The 19,541-nt window shown below is 37.8% G+C and carries 18 protein-coding genes; 3 read left to right on the forward strand and 15 right to left on the reverse strand.

What is annotated here, in order from left to right; all coding sequences use genetic code 11:
- Positions 1-96 precede the first annotated feature (96 nt).
- The 9 genes from RFH42_RS13900 to prmA form a co-directional block, all read right to left on the reverse strand.
- The gene (locus RFH42_RS13900) at positions 97-792 is read right to left on the reverse strand and encodes a methionine ABC transporter permease (RefSeq protein WP_308976333.1); all 696 of its coding nucleotides are present in this window, start codon (positions 790-792) and stop codon (positions 97-99) included.
- Entirely contained in the window at positions 789-1,814 is a 1,026-nt protein-coding gene (locus RFH42_RS13905) for a methionine ABC transporter ATP-binding protein (protein ID WP_308976334.1), read from the reverse strand. Before RFH42_RS13905 ends, RFH42_RS13900 begins: the two co-directional genes overlap by 4 nt.
- Before the next feature lie 72 nt (positions 1,815-1,886).
- Positions 1,887-2,756 (reverse strand): MetQ/NlpA family ABC transporter substrate-binding protein, encoded by an 870-nt coding sequence (locus tag RFH42_RS13910; RefSeq protein ID WP_308976336.1) that lies wholly within the window; start codon positions 2,754-2,756, stop codon positions 1,887-1,889.
- Positions 2,757-2,786: 30 nt separating this feature from the next.
- Positions 2,787-3,860 carry an isopenicillin N synthase family dioxygenase gene (locus RFH42_RS13915; RefSeq protein WP_308976338.1) on the reverse strand — a complete coding sequence of 358 codons (1,074 nt, stop codon included), beginning with the start codon at positions 3,858-3,860 and terminating at the stop codon, positions 2,787-2,789.
- Between the two features lie 211 nt (positions 3,861-4,071).
- Positions 4,072-5,355 (reverse strand): phosphoribosylamine--glycine ligase, encoded by a 1,284-nt coding sequence (gene purD, locus RFH42_RS13920; protein ID WP_308976340.1) that lies wholly within the window; start codon positions 5,353-5,355, stop codon positions 4,072-4,074.
- Positions 5,356-5,477: 122 nt separating this feature from the next.
- The gene (purH, locus tag RFH42_RS13925) at positions 5,478-7,055 is read right to left on the reverse strand and encodes a bifunctional phosphoribosylaminoimidazolecarboxamide formyltransferase/IMP cyclohydrolase (protein WP_308976341.1); all 1,578 of its coding nucleotides are present in this window, start codon (positions 7,053-7,055) and stop codon (positions 5,478-5,480) included.
- 87 nt (positions 7,056-7,142) lie between these two features.
- A complete protein-coding gene (gene fis, locus RFH42_RS13930) occupies positions 7,143-7,412 on the reverse strand; it encodes a DNA-binding transcriptional regulator Fis (protein WP_001086304.1) in 270 nt (89 codons plus the stop codon).
- 365 nt (positions 7,413-7,777) lie between these two features.
- Positions 7,778-8,632 (reverse strand): DUF3426 domain-containing protein, encoded by an 855-nt coding sequence (locus RFH42_RS13935; RefSeq protein WP_308976342.1) that lies wholly within the window; start codon positions 8,630-8,632, stop codon positions 7,778-7,780.
- Positions 8,633-8,658: 26 nt separating this feature from the next.
- Positions 8,659-9,555, reverse strand: coding sequence for a 50S ribosomal protein L11 methyltransferase (prmA, locus tag RFH42_RS13940; RefSeq protein WP_308976343.1), 897 nt, complete (start codon positions 9,553-9,555; stop codon positions 8,659-8,661).
- Between the two features lie 231 nt (positions 9,556-9,786).
- On the opposite strand from prmA, the gene mnmG reads away from it, so the two are divergent.
- Positions 9,787-11,676 (forward strand): tRNA uridine-5-carboxymethylaminomethyl(34) synthesis enzyme MnmG, encoded by a 1,890-nt coding sequence (mnmG, locus tag RFH42_RS13945; RefSeq protein WP_308976345.1) that lies wholly within the window; start codon positions 9,787-9,789, stop codon positions 11,674-11,676.
- 69 nt (positions 11,677-11,745) lie between these two features.
- Here the strand turns inward: mnmG and RFH42_RS13950 are convergent, their stop codons facing one another.
- The gene (locus RFH42_RS13950) at positions 11,746-12,210 is read right to left on the reverse strand and encodes a MarR family winged helix-turn-helix transcriptional regulator (RefSeq protein WP_308976346.1); all 465 of its coding nucleotides are present in this window, start codon (positions 12,208-12,210) and stop codon (positions 11,746-11,748) included.
- A 679-nt stretch (positions 12,211-12,889) separates the two neighbouring features.
- Between RFH42_RS13950 and RFH42_RS13955 the strand changes: the two genes are divergently transcribed.
- Entirely contained in the window at positions 12,890-13,348 is a 459-nt protein-coding gene (locus RFH42_RS13955; protein WP_308976348.1) for a hypothetical protein, read from the forward strand.
- Positions 13,349-13,425: 77 nt separating this feature from the next.
- On the opposite strand, the gene RFH42_RS13960 is transcribed toward RFH42_RS13955, so the two are convergent.
- Together RFH42_RS13960 and brnQ are read right to left on the reverse strand one after the other, a co-directional pair.
- Positions 13,426-13,662 (reverse strand): hypothetical protein, encoded by a 237-nt coding sequence (locus RFH42_RS13960; RefSeq protein WP_308976350.1) that lies wholly within the window; start codon positions 13,660-13,662, stop codon positions 13,426-13,428.
- A 409-nt stretch (positions 13,663-14,071) separates the two neighbouring features.
- Complete coding sequence (brnQ, locus tag RFH42_RS13965) at positions 14,072-15,379, reverse strand: branched-chain amino acid transport system II carrier protein (protein WP_308976351.1); 1,308 nt, start codon at positions 15,377-15,379, stop codon at positions 14,072-14,074.
- Positions 15,380-15,624: 245 nt separating this feature from the next.
- Here brnQ and map point away from each other — a divergent pair, with 245 nt between their 5' ends.
- The gene (gene map, locus RFH42_RS13970) at positions 15,625-16,419 is read left to right on the forward strand and encodes a type I methionyl aminopeptidase (RefSeq protein ID WP_308976353.1); all 795 of its coding nucleotides are present in this window, start codon (positions 15,625-15,627) and stop codon (positions 16,417-16,419) included.
- A gap of 60 nt (positions 16,420-16,479) precedes the next feature.
- Here the strand turns inward: map and RFH42_RS13975 are convergent, their stop codons facing one another.
- From RFH42_RS13975 to tal, 3 genes are all read right to left on the reverse strand, one after another.
- The gene (locus RFH42_RS13975; RefSeq protein ID WP_308976354.1) at positions 16,480-17,646 is read right to left on the reverse strand and encodes a benzoate/H(+) symporter BenE family transporter; all 1,167 of its coding nucleotides are present in this window, start codon (positions 17,644-17,646) and stop codon (positions 16,480-16,482) included.
- A 109-nt stretch (positions 17,647-17,755) separates the two neighbouring features.
- Positions 17,756-18,406 (reverse strand): leucine efflux protein LeuE, encoded by a 651-nt coding sequence (gene leuE, locus RFH42_RS13980; protein ID WP_308976355.1) that lies wholly within the window; start codon positions 18,404-18,406, stop codon positions 17,756-17,758.
- A 124-nt stretch (positions 18,407-18,530) separates the two neighbouring features.
- A complete protein-coding gene (gene tal / locus RFH42_RS13985; RefSeq protein ID WP_308976357.1) occupies positions 18,531-19,505 on the reverse strand; it encodes a transaldolase in 975 nt (324 codons plus the stop codon).
- Positions 19,506-19,541 lie beyond the last annotated feature (36 nt).

Raw genomic sequence — 19,541 nt, forward strand, 5'->3', positions numbered from 1 at the left:
GCGATTGATCAGCAATGGCGGTAGCGCAGTGAAGTAAGAATGAATTGAAAAGAGCAAGTTAAGTACTTGCTCTTTTTAATTAAAGGATGGTGAGATTTAACGTAGACGAGATAAACGTTCACCAATCATTTGAATAATTTGCACCATTATCAATAATATAATCACTGTAAGTGTGACCACACTACCGTCAAAACGGTTATAACCATAATCAATGGCTAAAGCACCAATACCACCTGCGCCAACAGCACCTGCCATTGCAGTCGCACCAAGCAAACTAATTGAGGCACTGGTTAAATTGAGTATTAATGAACTACGCGCTTCAGGAATGACAAATTTAAAAATAATTTGCGCTGGTGAGGCACCCATTGCTTGAGCGGATTCGACAATTCCAGGGTTGACTTCAAGCAGAGAGATTTCAAGTAAACGACCAATATAAGGACCAATATAAAAGGTAAGCGGTACAATGGCTGCCCAAACGCCAATATTAGTCCCTGTTAAAATTTTGGTTAGGGGAATTAATGCGATTAATAAAATAATGAAGGGTAGAGAACGCAGTGCATTAACAATTGGCCCTAAGCTATTATAAATTAGACGATTAGATAAAATACCTTGTGGTCGTGTCAGCCATAGTGTGATGGCTTGAATAAAGCCCCATACGCTACCTAACAACATGGCAAGAAAGAGCATATAGAGTGTTTCTTGCATTGCTGTCACGAACTCATCCATTGTGACTACACTTTGCCAAAAAGGCTGTGTCACAGATGTGAGAAACTGAACAATTAACTCTCTCATGCGATAACTCCTGCTTGTTTTACAATAACTTGATTAGCCTCTAGATAGGCAATAGCAGCACTGATCTGATCGTTTGCACCAAGGAGTTGCACAAACATTTGTCCAATCACATGACCTTGAATTTCAGTCATATTGGCAAATAAAATATTAAGCTGTAAGTCAAATTGACCAATGGTTTGTTGAATAACCGTTTCTTGAGCAGATTTACCTAAAAATTGTAGGCTGTAAATACTATGATGATTCTGGTTTTCTAGACGTTCTAATATGCTGACAGGCAACTGTTGTTGTAATACAGTTTGAATAAAACTTTGTGTAGTTGGATGTTGTGGGTGGCTAAAAATTTCTAAGGTTGTTCCTGTTTCAACCACTTTTCCAGCTTCCATTACCGCTACATAATCACACACAGATTCAATTACATCCATTTCATGAGTGACCATGACAATGGTAATATTTTGTTCTTGATTAATTTTTTTTAATAAAGCTAATACAGATCGTGTGGTTTGTGGATCAAGTGCAGACGTTGCTTCATCACACAGTAAAATTTTAGGTCGATTGGCCAATGCTCGAGCAATACCTACACGCTGTTTTTGTCCACCTGAAAGTTCATCTGGATAGGCATTTTTTTTATTTTTTAGGTCAATAAAATCAAGTAGTTCATCAACACGTTTTTGTCGTTCAGCTTTGCTATAACCCAAAAGTAATAACGGCATTTCAATATTTGCAGCAACGGTTTTTGTTTCCAATAAATTGAAGTGCTGGAAAATCATGCCAATATTGGCACGTTCTTGACGTAATTGTTGGGAACTAAAAGCAGTAAGGTCTTTTTGTTGGATAAATACCTGACCTGTAGTTGGGCGTTCAAGTAAATTGATTAAACGAATTAAAGTACTTTTACCTGCACCACTGTAACCAATAATACCAAAGATACTACCTTGGGGAATTTCTAGATTAATTTGATTGAGTGCTTGATAGGTTTGACCCTTTTGCACATAGTGTTTGGAAATATTTTTAAATTCAATCATCGTTCTTTGTCTACATCAAATAACCTAAAAGAAAAAGCAGGTAGCTCACTACCTGCTGAGAGACTCAATAAATTATTTGCTTTCAGTTAAGTAAGATACAGGTTTATTGACATCAATTTTTGTTCCAGCAAAATGTTCTTCAACATATTTTTTAACTTCAGCACTGTGATAAAGTTCACCTACTTTTTGCAAAGTTGCGTCATTTTCACGACCTGCTGCAGTGGCAAGAATGTTGACATAGAGTTTAGTGCTTTGATCGATTTTTTCATAATAAATCGCATCTTTAATAACATTTAAACCACCTTCCATTGCTAGCGTGTTGCCTAGTACGATGGCATCAACTTCACCTTTTACACGTACAGCAGTTGCCATAGGAATAGTTTTTAACTCTAAGTTCTTAGGATTTTCAACAACATCACGTGTTGTTCCTTTGATTGGATCAAAGTCAGCTTTAAGTTTAACTAATCCTGCTGATTGAAGCAGTGAGAGTGCACGAGCTTCATTTGCCGCATCGTTTGGAATTGCAATTTTTGCATTATTTGCAAGCTCTGCGACAGTTTTAACTTTATCTGAATAAATACCCATTGGTTCGATATAAGTTGTTGATACAGGTGCAACTTTCTGTTCGCTTTCAGCATTATAAGCAAGTAAGTAGTTATAAGATTGGAATGCGTTAAGGTCTACTTCTTTATTAGCAGTTGCATTATTCATTGCAACGTAATCATTAAAGTTTTTCACTTCAATATTAAAGCCTGCAGCTTTTGTTGATTCTAGACCAGCAATATAACGCCAAACATCAGTATCAGAACCCGTTGAAGCGATTGTGATTTTTGTAGATTTAGCCGCATCAGTGCTGGCTGTATTTTGGCCTTCTGGTGTTTTGCTGCAAGCGGCTGCTAGCAGTACAAACAGACTCAGGAACAGGCTGATGTATTTTTTCATTTCTCTCGTCCTTAATGGAATCGGTAAGGTTTAAACTTCAGTCGTTTCGACTAGAGTTTGTTTATTTTGTAGCTGTTGATATTCTTTTGGATAATGACGTTCAGTAACATCCAAATGTGAACGTAAACGCCCCTTTAGAGTATTTAAACCAACATTTCTATACAATGGATTATGTGGTTCATAATCAGGCCCAAGTGCTAAAGCAGCAAGTTCGGGTTTTAAATCCAATATTGGAATATCGCCAGCAAAAATGTTCGGCGTTAAAAAATAAGCGATCGAATAACGATCTTGGCCAGCTTGTGGTGCATTTACACGGTGAATATTACCATGGAGATAACCATTACTCGCAAGTTCTAATACTTCACCAATAATGACAATTAAAGCACCCTCTACATAAGGAATATCTTTCCAGCTATTTTGCGTGTAAACCTGTAAGCCACCAATCGGGTCTTGGGTGAGTAACGTAATAATACCACTATCTTTATGCGCCCCAACACCTTGACGATGATCTGGATTAGAACTTGCTGGATAATGAAGTAATTTTAATAATTCAGCAGGGTGAGCAGGATCAATTAAAATGTCAAGCGCATCGGCAGGTTGTTGTAATGCGATTAAAAAATGTCTTAAAAGTTCAATTGATAATTGACGTGCTTTGCCTTGAAAGGCCGTTATTTTTTCACGAAATTCAGGCCAATGCTGTGGCCATTGGTTTGGGCCTTGCAAACGATAATAATTGGGGCTTTGAGCATTGAGCTCTAAAGCAGTAAGTTCAGCACCTATATCTATTTGCTCGCGATAGTCTGGTCGTTGCTGCGTAGATTCGGCAGCAACATGGTTATATCCACGAAAATGCGGAGAATTAACCATCGCAATATTATTTTTTTCTGCAGGATCTAGTGCAAAAAAAGCATGTGCTAGCGTTTGTACTTCAGCAAGTTCCTCAGTAGTAAAATCATGACCAAGCAGATAGAAAAAACCAGATTCGCGGCATATCTCTCTTAAATTCAGTGTAAAGCTAGCCATATCCATTGCATTACAACTATTCACTTCAGTTAAGTCAATGATAGGTAATGCGAATGTTAAGCTTTGTTCTGAATTAGCCATGATATTTCAACAGGGTGATAAGAAGTAAAATGAGAGTATATTTATTTTTTATAGTATTTAAATTAATTAAAATGAACTTTAATATGAATTAAAAATATATAGAAGGCTGAGGCCGAAGGTCATTAAGGCAAGGGGAGTAGATGAGATAGGCATTCATTCAGATCATAATCATGCAAATGAATGCCTATACGGGATCAAGCTATAAGATTAATTAAGCTTGTTCGCGAGCAATTGCGCGGTAACCAATGTCTTTACGGTACTGTACACCAGTAAAAGTGACTTGTTGGCAAAGCTCAAGTGCTTTTGCTTGTGCTTCTTTAATACTATTTCCAAGTGCTGTCACACAAAGAACACGACCACCTGCAGTGATCACTTCACCTTGGTCATTTAGCGCAGTACCAGCATGAAAAACTTTTGTTTCTGGCACTTCAACATTTAGACCATGAATGACATCGCCCTTACGCACAGTTTCAGGATAACCTTCAGCAGCTAAAACAATCCCTACTGTTTTACGTTCATCCCAAGCTGCTTCGGCAGGAAGTTGACCTTCAATACCAGCTTCAATGAGCTCAACTAAAGATGACTGTAAACGCATCATAATTGGTTGAGTTTCAGGATCACCAAAACGGCAGTTAAACTCGATTACACGAGGTTGACCTGCAGTATCAATCATAAGACCTGCATATAAAAAGCCAGTATAGACGTGTCCATCTTTTGCCATACCATCTACAGTTGGACGCATTACTTCATTCATAACACGTTCAAATACTTCGGATGTAACGACAGGGGCAGGTGAGTAAGCACCCATACCGCCTGTGTTAGGGCCTTGGTCTGCTTCAAATATACGTTTATGGTCTTGTGATGTTGCCATTGGTAAAATGTTATTACCATCAATCATGCAAATGAAAGATGCTTCTTCACCATCAAGAAATTGTTCGATAACAACACGAGAACCTGCATCACCAAACTTATTGCCAGCCAACATATCATCAATTGCAGCAAAAGCCTCATCATTGCTCATGGCAACAATTACCCCTTTACCAGCAGCAAGACCATCTGCTTTGATAACGATAGGCGCACCATGATGTTCAACATAAGCTTTAGCCGCTGCTACATCGGTGAAAACATCATAAAATGCTGTTGGAATGTTATGGCGTTTCAAGAAATGTTTGGCAAAAGCTTTAGAGCCTTCTAGTTGGGCAGCGAATTGTGTTGGACCCCAGATTTTTAAACCAGCTGAACGGCAAGCATCAACAACACCATTAACTAAAGGCGCTTCGGGACCAACTACAATGAGGTCTACGTTATTTTGTTGAGCAAATGCAATAATGGCAGGGTTGTCTAAAATGTCCACTGCAACATTTTCACATTTTGCTTCTGTTGCTGTGCCAGCATTACCTGGTGCAACAAAAACTTTGTTGACTTTCTCATCTTGGGCAATTTTCCATGCTAATGCATGCTCACGACCACCATTACCTAGAACTAAAATATTCATTGCCACAAACTCCATGAATCTCAATGACATAAAGTCCTCTAACAGAGAGGACTTTAGGCATAAATATCGAAATAATCAAATATATGGGCATGACCCTCTCATTAGAGAATCATGCGTAAAGATTAATGACGGAAATGACGCATACCCGTAAAGACCATTGCGATTCCATGCTCATCTGCAGCAGCGATGGTTTCTTCATCACGCATTGAACCACCCGGTTGAATAATGCATTTGATTCCTGCTTTAGCAGCGTTATCAATACCATCACGGAATGGGAAGAATGCATCAGATGCCATTACTGCACCTTCAACAACAAGACCTGCATGTTCTGCTTTGATTGCTGCAATACGTGCTGAGTTAACACGGCTCATTTGACCTGCGCCTACACCAATAGTTTGACGGTTTTTCGCATAGACAATTGCGTTTGATTTAACGTATTTCGCTACTTTCCAAGCGAAGATAAGGTCATCAATTTGCTGTTCAGTTGGTGCAATCTTAGTCACAACCTTGAGATCATCTTTGCTAATCATGCCAAGATCTTGATCTTGAACAAGAAGACCACCATTTACACGTTTGTAGTCATATTGTGCTTGACGTTGTTCTGGTGCTGGTAGTTCACCACATACCAGTACGCGAACATTTTTCTTCGCGCCAGTTACTTCTAAAACGCCATCAGCAATACTTGGTGCAATGATCACTTCAACAAATTGACGATCAACAATTGCTTGAGCAGTTGCAACATCTAATTCGCGGTTAAATGCAATAATGCCACCAAAAGCTGATTCAGGATCAGTTGCATAAGCAAGATCATATGCTGCATGAATACCATCTAAAGAAACTGCAACACCGCAAGGATTGGCATGTTTAACAATAACACAGGCAGGTTTTACAAATGTTTTAACACATTCAAGTGCTGCGTCAGTGTCTGCAATATTGTTATAAGATAACTCTTTACCTTGTAGCTGTTTTGCCGTAGAAACAGACGCTTCATTTGCATTAGCGTCAACGTAGAATGCAGCTGCTTGGTGTGGGTTTTCACCGTAACGTAAATCTTGAGCTTTATTTAATTGTGTATTAAAGGTGCGTGCAAATTTATCAGCTTCTTCACCCTCAGCTTTAGCAACACGTGCGCCAAGATATGAAGCAATCATGCCATCATACTGTGCTGTATGTTCAAAAGCTTTTACTGCAAGATCAAATCGAGTCGCATGAGAAAGTGTGCCATTCGCTTTAATTTCAGCAATAATGTCAGCGTAATCTGTAGCATTAACAACAATACCTACTGAAGCATGGTTTTTTGCTGCAGCACGAACCATTGTTGGACCACCAATGTCAATATTTTCAATTGCATCAGCAAGGCTACAATTTGGTTTTGCAACAGTAGCAGCAAACGGATAGAGGTTCACCACAACTAAATCGATAGGAGCGATTTGGTGTTCTTGCATTACTGCTTCATCTAGACCACGACGAGCCAAGATACCACCATGGATTTTCGGATGTAGAGTTTTGACGCGACCATCCATCATTTCAGGAAAGCCAGTGTGCTCAGACACCTCTACGACAGAGATATTATTTTCTTTCAATAGCTTGTAAGTACCACCCGTAGAAAGAATTTCTACCCCTAAATTTGCAAGTTGTTGAGCAAATTCGACAATTCCTGTTTTGTCAGAAACAGAGATCAAAGCGCGTGTAATAGTCATGATTATCAGTCAGCTGTTGTGTTGAAGTCTACAGATTAAAAACAGATGGGCATAAAAAATGCCCACAGACGTGAGCATTTTAGCATTTTATTCACTCATTAGGCCGTGAGCTTTTAACTTTTTACGCAAAGTTCCACGATTTAATCCCAGAATCTCTGCAGCACGTGTTTGATTGCCGCGAGTATATTCTAAGACTACAGACAAAAGAGGTTTCTCCATTTCTGCCAATACCATATCGTAAACTTGAGATGGTTGTTCGCCTTGCAATTGAGCAAAGTAATGACGAACAGCGCGATCTACATGTATACGAAGAGCGACATCAGATTGTGCAGTAAAAATGGGAGACTTACTATTCATGCGTATTTATCCGAATAAAAACAAATACTGCCCGGGTAAAGCAGTATAAATGTGGTATAAAACTTGAGTGTCGATTTAGATCTTAAATCGCGCGCCCGATATTGATAACAATTAGCTTGCCATAATTCGCCAAATTGGTTGCAAAATAAGCGTAACAATAAATTAATAATTGTAACCACAGCTATTTCACAGACAAAAAAACCAGCTGCGCAATACTGATAAATATTGCACAAAACTAGACATAATTGTTGTGGGATTTGCAAATGTTGACGAAGCTTAGCTTTCGTGGCGCATATAATAGCATTGTCTTAGAAAAAATGAGCAAGTTAACTACAATTTTTTTATTATTTTTTTAATTAACCTTGTTATGGACGTACAATCTGTATTTCATATTGCCATTTTGCGTCATACTGTTGTAATAAAGTTACTTTAAAGCTGTAAGGATGGCGTGCAGGAATGCGACTTATGCCATGTAGACTCGGTGCTAAGTATTCAGCAGGTGAAATCATGCGTTCTAAGTACTGTTCATCCTTTTGCATGATGATTTTGAGTTGAGGCAGTTTTAAACTTTCCGTATTGTAATTCATTAAGATACCAGAAATCTGGGTGTGATTATCAAGGGTACGTTCAATTTTAAAATGCTCGACATTGAGCTTGGTATAACGTTGGTCAAGCGTTTCACACTGTATTAAAGCACAAGCCTTATTAAAGAATAGATTTGAGAGTTGAGATTGTTCTAATAATTGTGGGTTAAACCATAAGATTTGAAATATAAAAAGTAAAAATAATGAAAAGTTGATGATGCCCCACATTAGGTAATAAGCAAGTTGTGGTCTTTTTTTACGTTGAAAAGCCATTTCTCGACTTTGAGTTGGGCTTTGTGCTGGAAAACAATAGACATTATTACGATGATAATAATTTAAGTTATTGAGATAGTGGTGTAAGTCTAAATTAGAGTGGTCAACCTTTAAGGTTAATATATCTAAGCCTAGAATACTGTCATCAGATATTACTTTGGTACGATTAAAGAAAGCACGTTGTTCATGTGAACGTGGAGCCTGATCTGAAGGAAGGTTAATATTGGGTTGTTTTAAATGGAGTACGGCATTAAAGCGTTCATTACATTTTGGGCAACAGACCATACCTTGTGTCACGGTCAATTGTGGAACTGTCACTTTATATATACTTTGACAGTTAGGGCAGCGGGTCTGTTTGGTCATAGGCTTAACCTAAGTTACTATTATAATTAACGACGTTTTCCAGAGAGTCTATACCAAGTATCTTCTCGTTGAGCACGATCTGTGACATCAAAGAAAGTTTGATAAGTCTGGCTAACATCTTCTACTTGTTCTTCAATAATTCCAGCTAGAGCAAATTCTGCTTGTGGTTTAGTCAAAGCTGCGAACTCTTCGACAAGTGACATTAATGGCCCTGCTAAAATATTGGCAACCAAGATGTCGGCTTGTTGCGGCTTGAATGTTTGTTCAAAGGCTTCAGGTAAATCTACATATAGACGATCTAATACGCCATTAAGTTCTGCATTTTGTTTGGTTGCCAAAACAGCTTGAGGGTCAATATCAGTGGCATAAACTTTTTTTGCACCCAACAAAAGCGCAGCTACAGCTAAAATTCCTGATCCACATCCGTAATCAATAACGATTTTATCTTTTAAATCGGTTTTACCTAACCATTGTAAACATAAAAAAGTACTAGCATGATTGCCTGTACCAAATGCAAGACCTGGATCTAGTTTAAGATTGACAGCTTCTGGGTTTGGAGCCGCTAACCATTCTGGTACAATCCAAAAATTTTCATCAATTTGAATAGGCTCATAGTAGTCCATCCATGAGCGTTCCCACACTTGGTCTTCTAAAAATTCACTTTGTAATGGTGCGTCAGGTAATTGGGTTTTAATAAAAGTCTCAAGTGCAGCTACATCTAGACTTTCACCTTCTTCTTCAGCATAAATGCCGGTTACAATGACTTTATTCCATAAAGGTGTTTCGCCTGGTAAGGGTTCTAATAAGTCTTGATTTTCCGCATCATCTAAAGTCACACTGACAGCACCAAGTGAACTTAATAATGTTTCAGTATAATCAACTTGAGCTTGTTCAACTGTAATATGAATTTGTAACCACTTCACCATGAAAACCTAAATAATTCGCGAAAAAGACATTGTAACTAAAATAATGTCAAGATGTGCAGATTGAAAATAAAAAGCTGTATAGCATAAGAATATTACTTATTAATATAGAGTTGGAAGTAAATAATGTGCTTTAAAACAAAGTCATGCAATTAATTTTACCGATCGGCTCTACATCATTTTAAAGATTTGCTATAATTTTCCGTCTTTTCTTTTTTGTCACATACTACTATGTTTTATCCTAAAGTTTACGATGTCATTGTTATTGGTGGCGGTCACGCGGGTACAGAGGCTGCCCTTGCAGCTGCACGCATGGGACGACAGACCTTACTTCTGACGCACAATATCGAGACTTTGGGGCAAATGAGTTGTAACCCCGCAATTGGTGGTATTGGTAAGTCTCATCTTGTAAGAGAAATTGATGCACTTGGTGGTGCAATGGCACTTGCAGCAGATAAAGGTGGGATACAATTTCGCATTTTAAACTCGCGTAAAGGTGCGGCTGTTCGAGCAACTCGTGCACAGGCCGATCGGATACGCTATAAAGCTGCCATTCGCCATACACTAGAAAATCAAGAAAATCTTGATATTTTTCAACAAGCAGCTGACGATCTCATTGTTGAGGGTGACACTGTTAAAGGGGTGGTCACTCAGATGGGCATCCGTTTTGACTGCAAAACGGTTGTTTTAACAACAGGAACATTCCTAGGCGGAATTATTCATGTTGGTTTAGAAAAATCTCAGGGTGGACGAGCAGGCGATCCGCCTTCTATTGCTTTGGCAGATCGTTTACGTGAACTAAAACTTCCAGTAGGACGTTTGAAAACTGGTACTCCTCCACGTATTGATGCGCGTTCTGTTGATTTTTCTGTAATGACTCCACAGCCTGGTGATTTTCCATCACCAACAATGTCATTTATGGGCGATGTGTCAATGCATCCCGAACAAGTCAATTGTTATATTACACATACGAATGAACGTACTCATGAAATTATTCGTGGAGGCTTGGATCGTTCACCTATGTATACTGGTGTAATTGAAGGCGTTGGTCCACGTTATTGTCCATCTATTGAAGATAAAATTCATCGTTTTGCAGATAAAGAGTCTCATCAAGTCTTTTTAGAGCCAGAAGGGCTAGACACGCATGAGTTATATCCAAATGGAATTTCGACTTCTTTACCATTTGATGTGCAATTTGAACTGGTTCGTTCAATTCGTGGTATGGAAAATGCGCATATTCTTCGTCCAGGCTATGCAATTGAATACGATTATTTTAACCCTCAGGCATTAAAGTTTACATTAGAGACTAAGGCCATTCAGAACTTGTATTTTGCTGGTCAAATAAATGGCACTACAGGATATGAAGAAGCTGGTGCACAAGGTTTGCTCGCAGGTCTTAATGCAGCACGTCGTGCTTGGGATCAAGAACAATGGACACCTAAGCGTGATGAAGCTTATATGGGTGTTCTTGTTGATGATCTAATTACTTTAGGAACTAAAGAACCGTATCGTATGTTTACCTCACGTGCAGAATATCGTCTTATGTTGCGTGAAGATAATGCCGATCAACGTTTAACTTCAATTGGCCGTGAACTTGGTTTGGTTGATGATGCACGTTGGGCTGCGTATAGTGAAAAAATGGAAGCTGTAGAACGTGAGACTGGTCGTCTTCAGCATTTGTGGGCTGCACCGAACAATCCAATGGGTAAAAAATTCATTGAAATGACCGGTGCAGATTTAAGCAAAGAGTGTAGTGCGATTGATTTATTGAAACGTCCTAACATTAGTTTTGCTCAAATTGCAGAATTAACAGGCTCTGAAGTTTCAGCACAAGTTGGCGATCAAATTGAAATTGCTGTGAAATATGAAGGTTATATCAACCGTCAACATGAAGATGTTGCACAGTTAAAACGTTTGGAAGAAACTAAAATTCCTGCTGATTTTAATTATGATGTTGTATCTGGTTTATCTCGTGAGATTACGCAAAAGCTTAAAGGTGTTCTACCTGAAACACTTGCACAAGCTGGACGTATCCCTGGTGTAACACCAGCTGCAGTACAATTGATTATGATTACAATTCGTAAAAATGCACAGCAGAAAAAAATGGTACAAGCACTCTGATTTTATTGATGTTTTGATCCACGTTTTGCAAAAAAGACCCTAATATGGGTCTTTTTTTATGGTTGCTTTTCAACGAGCAAGATTTTTAAAAATATGTTTTAAGTGTTCTGTCATTTTTTCAACTTGAAGTGGGGTTAGACCTTCAAAAGATTGTTCTAATACAATGGCCATTAAGTCATTAATTTTTTGAGTCATCTCTAAACCCGCATCAGTCAAATAAACACGAGTAATACGTGCATCATTCTCACAAGAATAGGTCTCAACATAACCTTCATCTTTTAGGCGATAAACAATTTTGGTTGTAGTCGACATTTTTGAAACAATAGATTCTGATAGTTCTGAAACACTGGCATGTGGTCTCGTTTCTAAAATAGTGAGTAGGCGACGGCGTGAATTATCCACACCATATTTTTTCAATGCTTGATCAACATTGTGTATATATTGGGAATGTACCTGAGTAATCCAGTAAAATGGAAAATTATCAAAGCTGAAATTTTCTGTTGCTGGTAAAAATTTTGCGAATTTTTTGGTCATCAATGGCGCCCTATTATTTTTAATAATCATCTGATTGAGATGATATTATTATTTGGATTAAAGCATTGCTTAGTAATATAAAAAATAAGCAAAAATAAATAGATATGTATAAAAAATCTTTTTGCTATATTTTTCTTAAAATTACGTAGCATGATTGCTGTGCTTTAGCCTAGTGTTTGGGAGACACTCAATTTAAGTGATAAAACCAAATATAAGTGGGTTTAAAATAAGGTGCTCAAATGAGTAAAAATTCTTGTCTAGAGAAACATTAGCCTAAATTACAGTACAATTGTTATTGTATAAATACTGCCAAAACTAAATTATTTTTGAATTGGACAGGACTACATTTTAGTGTAAAAAAAACTTTTTAAAATGTGGCCTTTGTTCATTGAGTGTTGGTCGAAATTGTCATAATGAGTTTATAACAATTTTATTCGAAAAATTATTTGATTAACCTTTGTAAAATCAGGAGTATAACTCAAGGTAATTCAAAAGTTTTTTTAGATAATAAATTTATTGAATACTGTAATTAAATATATCTAAAGTGATTTATCAGCCTATATAGATATTCATTTTCCAGCAGTTACTGTAATACACTGATTCATTGTAGAGTGGGGTGTATTAGTGAATACGCATTAAATGATTTTAACATCATGATTTTTAAGGATAATATATTTTGATGTGGGATAATCTTTCTTTAGCAGTACGACTATGTGTATTTTTTAGTGGGGTTTATCTATGGGTTGGCATGTTGACTGGTGTTTGGAAATATTGGCAAATTCAAAGATCACCCCAAGCACGTGCTCATTACTATGTTGATGTTGCTCATAGAAGCAGCTTACTATATGCGCCTGCAACACTGATTTTAGGGGTATTGGCATTCTTTTCAGTTTGGTCAGATTGGCTAAACTTAATTTTTGTTGTAATGAACTTATTTTTCTTTAGTTTTTCTATTTTAAGTTATGTGGTGCATGGTTATTTACAAGATACACAAAACCAATTTAGAAAGCCGCATAAGCTTGGAAAACTTAATATTGCATCTTGGATGATGAAAATAGCCATGTGGGCATTAGTGATTGCGGAGTTAGGGGCGACAACCGCATTGTTGGTTGGGGCGGGTGTTTATTTGTTTGGATGAAACAGGGAAATTTTATGTTCAAGGAAGATTGGAAAGGAAGCTGACGTTTAAAGATGGATGACAAAGTCATCCATCTTTTAGTCTACATCTTGGTGGCAGGGGCGGAAACGTTGGTCAATAATAGCCCACAGCACGAAGGCGAGTGACACAACAATCGCATAGATAAAGTAAACTGGTTTAAGTTGGCCTTGAATGAGACCGTGTATGAACATAGTGACAATTAAGCCGATTGTAGTGCTTAAAAAGGTCATCATATTCTGATTTGTCTTCAACGAATTAATGAAGACTTGCTTGTTGAAATGTGTAGAAAACATCTCCATCCCTCCTGTCATACGCGACAAACACTCGTGTTGTTTTAGTCTGTTAAGGGACTATTTGTACATGGATTAAAAAGAAAATGCAAGTTTGCGATCAGATTATTGTTAAGCTTTTATGACAAATTTACATTAAATGAGATTTTTTTTATGGATATAAAACAATAAGCTAAGTTTTGAATTTTATTAACATTATGAAAAATAACACTATTTTAAATTTAGTGTTGAAAATTTGAATCCCGAGTGTAACAGTAAATTAAATTTTGTTTTAAACAATAACGATAAAAGACAATATGTTTTAAAGCCAATAAACGTGTACTTGGGTAAAGTACAACGAATATTGCGATACTCTACTTAATTTGGGTAAAACTAAATCGAGCATATAACTTAAATAACTTGTTTTAATGTATTAGGCAGTATGGGTAGGACCTTTTACACGATCGATAATTGTAAAAATGATGAGAAATATAAATGATGGGATCAGCCATGCAAGATTTTGCTCAGTGAGAGGTAAGTGATTGAGGAATTCAGGCAACATATCTTTAAATGGTGATACGCGGATTCCTTCAAAAATTCCAAATACAAAAGCAATAGCCGTTACGGGTTGAATAACTCGTTGCGGTTGATGAAATTTTTTGGAGAGAAAACTTAAGAGAATTACAACAATTGCTGGTGGGTAAATCGCACTTAATACAGGAACGGAGAAAGCAATTAGTTTAGTTAAACCTAAATTTGAAATCACAAGTGAAAACAAAATAAAGATGAATACATAGGCTTTATAGGAAATACGAGTGATTTGAGAGAAGTAGTCTGCACAAGCACAAGTTAATCCAATGGCCGTAACCATACACGCTAAGAAAATCATAGCAGACAAGAAAAGTGCACCACGATCACCAAAAGCATGTTCAACATAGGCATGTAAAATGATTGCACCATTACTTGCATTTGGAGCAACTTCATGACTTCCTAGGCCCAGTTTAAATAAGCTTAAATAAACTAGAGTTAATCCAATACCAGAGATAATCGCTGCAATAATTGAATATTTAATCACTAACTTATTATCTGTGACACCACGCGAATGTATGGCATGGATAATCACAATACCAAAGACTAAAGCGCCTAAAGTATCCATGGTTAAATAACCACTTACAAAACCTTCAGAAACGGGAGAGTTTATGTAGTTATTAATTGCAGGAGGAACCATTTGGCTTGGAATTAAAAGTGCAGCAATTCCTAAAATGAGCAACGATAGAATTTTAAGGGGAGCTAAAACGTTACCTATGGTATCGAGTAATTTATTTGGATAGAGTGAAACGATTGTAACTACAGCAAAATAAATTAAGCTATAAATCAACATACTATGTTCATTGCCTTGCAAATATGAAGCAAAGCCAATTTCGTAGGAAACAGTCGCAGTCCGTGGAATAGCAAATAAAGGACCGACAGAAAGATAACATACAATAGTTAGAATCAGACTAGCGATTTTACCCAATGGGGAACTCAAAATCGCAATAGAGCCTTGAGTACGTGAAAGTGCAACAATTGTTAATACTGGGAGGCCGACGGCTGTAATCAGAAAACCAAAAGCAGCAAGCCAGACATGTTCACCAGCTTGTTGGGCAACAATGGGAGGGAAAATGATATTTCCCGCACCAATAAATAATGCAAAGGTCATAAAGCCAAGAGCAAGGATATCTCTTGATTTGAGTGTGGTCATACAACTGCGGAATATTACAAAAGCGTAGATTTTAGTAGAAATATGAATTGAAGTGTATTTTATTTTTTGAATCAGCTCTATAAGCAATCAATGCTATTGAATTGTATGAAAAACTATTTGTGAGGCATCGCAAATATTGAGCAATGAATTGAAGATGGTTGCTGTATAAGGATCGAGCAGGTGCTTAGACCTCGATTAAAGATATGGTGTAAGATAGTGATAAATTTAAAATTGGGGTGAGATTGATGCGAGTTTCGCAGATTAAAATTAACAGTTCGTATGATTTAGAGAAATTACGAGATTCGGGTCGTTTGGCTGCGAAGGTTTTACAGATGATCACACCATATGTGAAGCCAGGTGTAACGACGGAGTATCTGGATGATATCTGCAACGATTATATTGTTAATACCTTAAAGGTTATTCCTGCGAATGTGGGTTATTCTGGCTATACGAAAACGACCTGTATTTCTCCTAACCATGTGGTTTGTCATGGTATTCCTTCAAGTCGGGTTATTTTAAAAGAAGGCGATATTATCAATATTGATGTCGCTATTATAAAAGACGGGTATTTTGGTGATACCAGTCGAATGTATTGTGTTGGTCAGGTTGATGCCGCTGCGAAAAAATTGATTGATACCACCTATTTAGCCATGCGAGCAGGCATCCATGCTGTTAAACCAAATGCAACTTTAGGTGATATTGGTTTTGCAATTCAAAGTTTGGCAGAGCAAGCTGGCTATAGCATAGTCAGAGAATATTGTGGACATGGCATTGGTCAGGTTTACCATGATCAACCCGATATTTTACATTTTGGCAAACCTGGCCATGGCACAGCGTTAAAGCCAGGGATGGTGTTTACCATTGAACCTATGGTGAATATGGGGAAAGCTCGAGTGAAGGAATTGGCTGATGGGTGGACGGTGGTTACATCGGATCGTTCGCTTTCTGCACAATGGGAACATATGATTGCAGTCACTGAGACAGGTTTTGAGTTGTTGACACCTTGGCCAGAAGGCACAGGAGAATATCCTGAGATTTAAGAAGATATTTTTGATTGCAAACAGCCCTGAGAAGGGCTGTTTATCTTATTTTTATAGCAATTAACGTCGTTTAGTATAAATCCAAGAGACAATACAGCCAAAGACTAGGCCCCAAAATGCCGAGCCAATACCCAAAAATTGCACACCAGACGCACTAAATAGGAAAGTCATCAAGGCTGCTTCACGTTGATCTACATCTGCAAAAGCAACCACAATATTATGTCCAATGGTGGCAAAGAGAGCGATACCAGCCAAAGTGACGATAAATAATGTTGGGAACGATAAGAGTAAACTGGTTAATGTTGCTGCGAATAATCCCATGATGAGATAAAACACGCCACAACTCATGCCTGCAATATAACGTTTACTTGGATCATGATGTACCTGATCATCTAAACTAATGGCTGCACTGATTGCTGCAATATTGACACTAAAACAACCAAATGGAGCTAACAGTGTTTGAGCAACGCCAGTCCATCCGATTAAGGGTTTAATATGAGGTTCATAACCATAGCTTTTAATAATAGCAATGCCGGGTAGATACTGTGAGGCCATATTAATCACTAAAAGTGGCAGAGCTAAACCAAGCAGTGCGGCAACGCTAAAATGGGGAGTGGTCCAAACAGGTTGGCTAATAGTCCAATTTAAATTAAGCGCAGGAATATGCATAAAAAAAGGACTGAGTACAAAGCTGGCTATAACGGTAATCACGATGCTATATCGAGGCCAAATACGTTTGGAGATAATATAACAAGCCAGTATGGCGAGAACAAAGCCAAAACCATGTTGCAATTGTGCAAATACATCTATACCAAACTTGAGTAGTACACCTGCGAGCATAGCACTTGTTAGACTTTGTGGAATAAACGATAAGATTCGTTCAAAAATACCCAAATAGGCCAAGATAATGGTGAATAATCCACAAATGACAAAAGCACCTAAGGCCTCATTAAGACTATATCCACTACCACTGGCAATGATGAGCGCAAGTCCTGCTGTTGACCATGAAGTAACAACAGGGTACTTAAATTTCCATGATAGCAATAAGGCACATAGACCAATACCTGTACCCAAAGCCCAAAACCATGAACTAATTTGTGCAGTATTAGCTCCCAAGTTTTGAGCGGCTTGAATGACAAGAACAGATGAAACACTAATGCCAACAAGAAAGGTAATAAAACCAGCAAATACTGCAGTAATAGAAAAATCTTGGATAAGTTTATTCATGATCTAAAGCAAGTTAAAGGTGGATTGTTTTGCTAAAGATCATACCGATAACTACTGTTGAGACCTAGTAATAATTTAGAAATATTCATCCATTTTGATGGTGATCATTTTAACTTAGGCTTGAGGTCGCAAGTTTAAAACCAAAAATACAAAACGAAACGCCAACAAGGGTAATACCCGCTGCCGCAATTTTATAATAACGGTTGAAATAGTGAGCTAACTTGATTCCTGAAAAAATAAGCAGGGTTAAATATGTCATGCTAAGACATTGTAATATTGTTGCCAGTATAGTGAAGCTAATTGCAGGATGTGGGTATGTTGGATCTACAAACTGAATAAAGAAAGATAGATAAAATAAGATTGCTTTAGGATTTATTAAACTAATTGTTAATGCACTACGAAAAGGATGGAAGCTTTGTAATTCCTGACTTTTTTGCCCTTGTATATTTTGGGTTGAATTATTCCACGTTTTATATGCAGCAATACACAGTCGAATGCCTAAATACGACAAATAAGTTGCACCAACAACTTTAAGTAAGATGAAAATCCATGGAAAGGCTCTGAGTAAAGAGGCAGCACCAAGCACAGTAGCTAAAATTAGGATTAAATCACCTATGAATACGCCAAAAGCTGCTTGATATCCAGTTTTCACACCAAAGCGAGAGGCTACTGACATCACATAAATCGAATTTGGTCCTGGCAAGATAATGATAAAAATTGCGCCAATGATATAGGTCCAAATATCGGTGATGCCGAACATAAATGACTCGCAGGTGATGCTGACTATGAAAGTCTGACTTGCTATATAAGAAGGGAAGCATCATCCCGATACTGCAACACTTGTGGTTACAGCATAGGATGAATTGGATGTATTATGCCTGATTTTAGGCTGAGACTTCAAAGGATTGTTGCAGTAATAGTTGAAGCTGTTGACGTGCTTGAATAAAACCCTCAATCCCTGAGCGAAGTAATTGAGAAGCCATTAGGTCATCAGCGAGTTGTTGTTCGAATAGTGTTTGGTTTATGGCCGCAGGATTATTTTCTAGAACAGCTATTTGCTTAGCATCTAGTGTTGCACTCACAATGCGGTGATCTTGGTCTAGTTCGGCCAGTAGTGATGGTGCAACTGTTAGTAGGTCGCATCCAGCTAAGCCTAGAACTTGTTCAACACTTCGGAAACTTGCTCCCATGACTTCTGTTTTAATTTGATGCTGTTTATAGTAATGGTAAATTTGTTTTACTGATAATACACCAGGATCTTTATCAATTGGATAGTGATCAACTTGCTCAGCCTTCTTATACCAGTCTAAGATGCGTCCAACAAATGGGGAAATTAGAGTGACCTGGGCATCTGCGCAAGCTTTGGCTTGATGCATACCAAAAAGTAAGGTGAGATTACAGTGGATTCCTTCAGCCTCAAGTTGTTTAGCCGCTTGAATGCCTTGCCATGTTGACGCAATTTTAATCAAAATTCGGTGTTGTTCAATGCCATATTCTTGATAGAGTGCAAGAAGCTCTTTGGCTTTAGCGACAGTCGCAGCAGTATCATAAGATAAGGCTGCATCAACTTCAGTTGATACACGGCCTTGGATTGTTTTTAAAATTTCTACACCAAGTTTGACCGTTAAAATATCAATTGTACGTTCAATTAGAGCCGTGCCTTGATAGGCCTCACGTTGAGCTTGTTGATAGGCCTCTTCAATAAGTGCCTTATTTTCAGCTTGCTTCGCTGCTGCTGTAATGAGAGATGGATTTGTTGTTGCATCCAAAGGGCGAAATTGTTGAATTGCTTTTAAATCACCCGTATCCGCGACAATCGTGGTTAGTGCTTGTAGTTGCTTCAATGCAGATAGTGTCATTGTCTTGGTCTTCAATTCTTAAATATAAAAAACGTG

It is taken from the genome of Acinetobacter rudis (assembly GCF_031157835.1).
Lineage (GTDB): Bacteria > Pseudomonadota > Gammaproteobacteria > Pseudomonadales > Moraxellaceae > Acinetobacter > Acinetobacter rudis_A.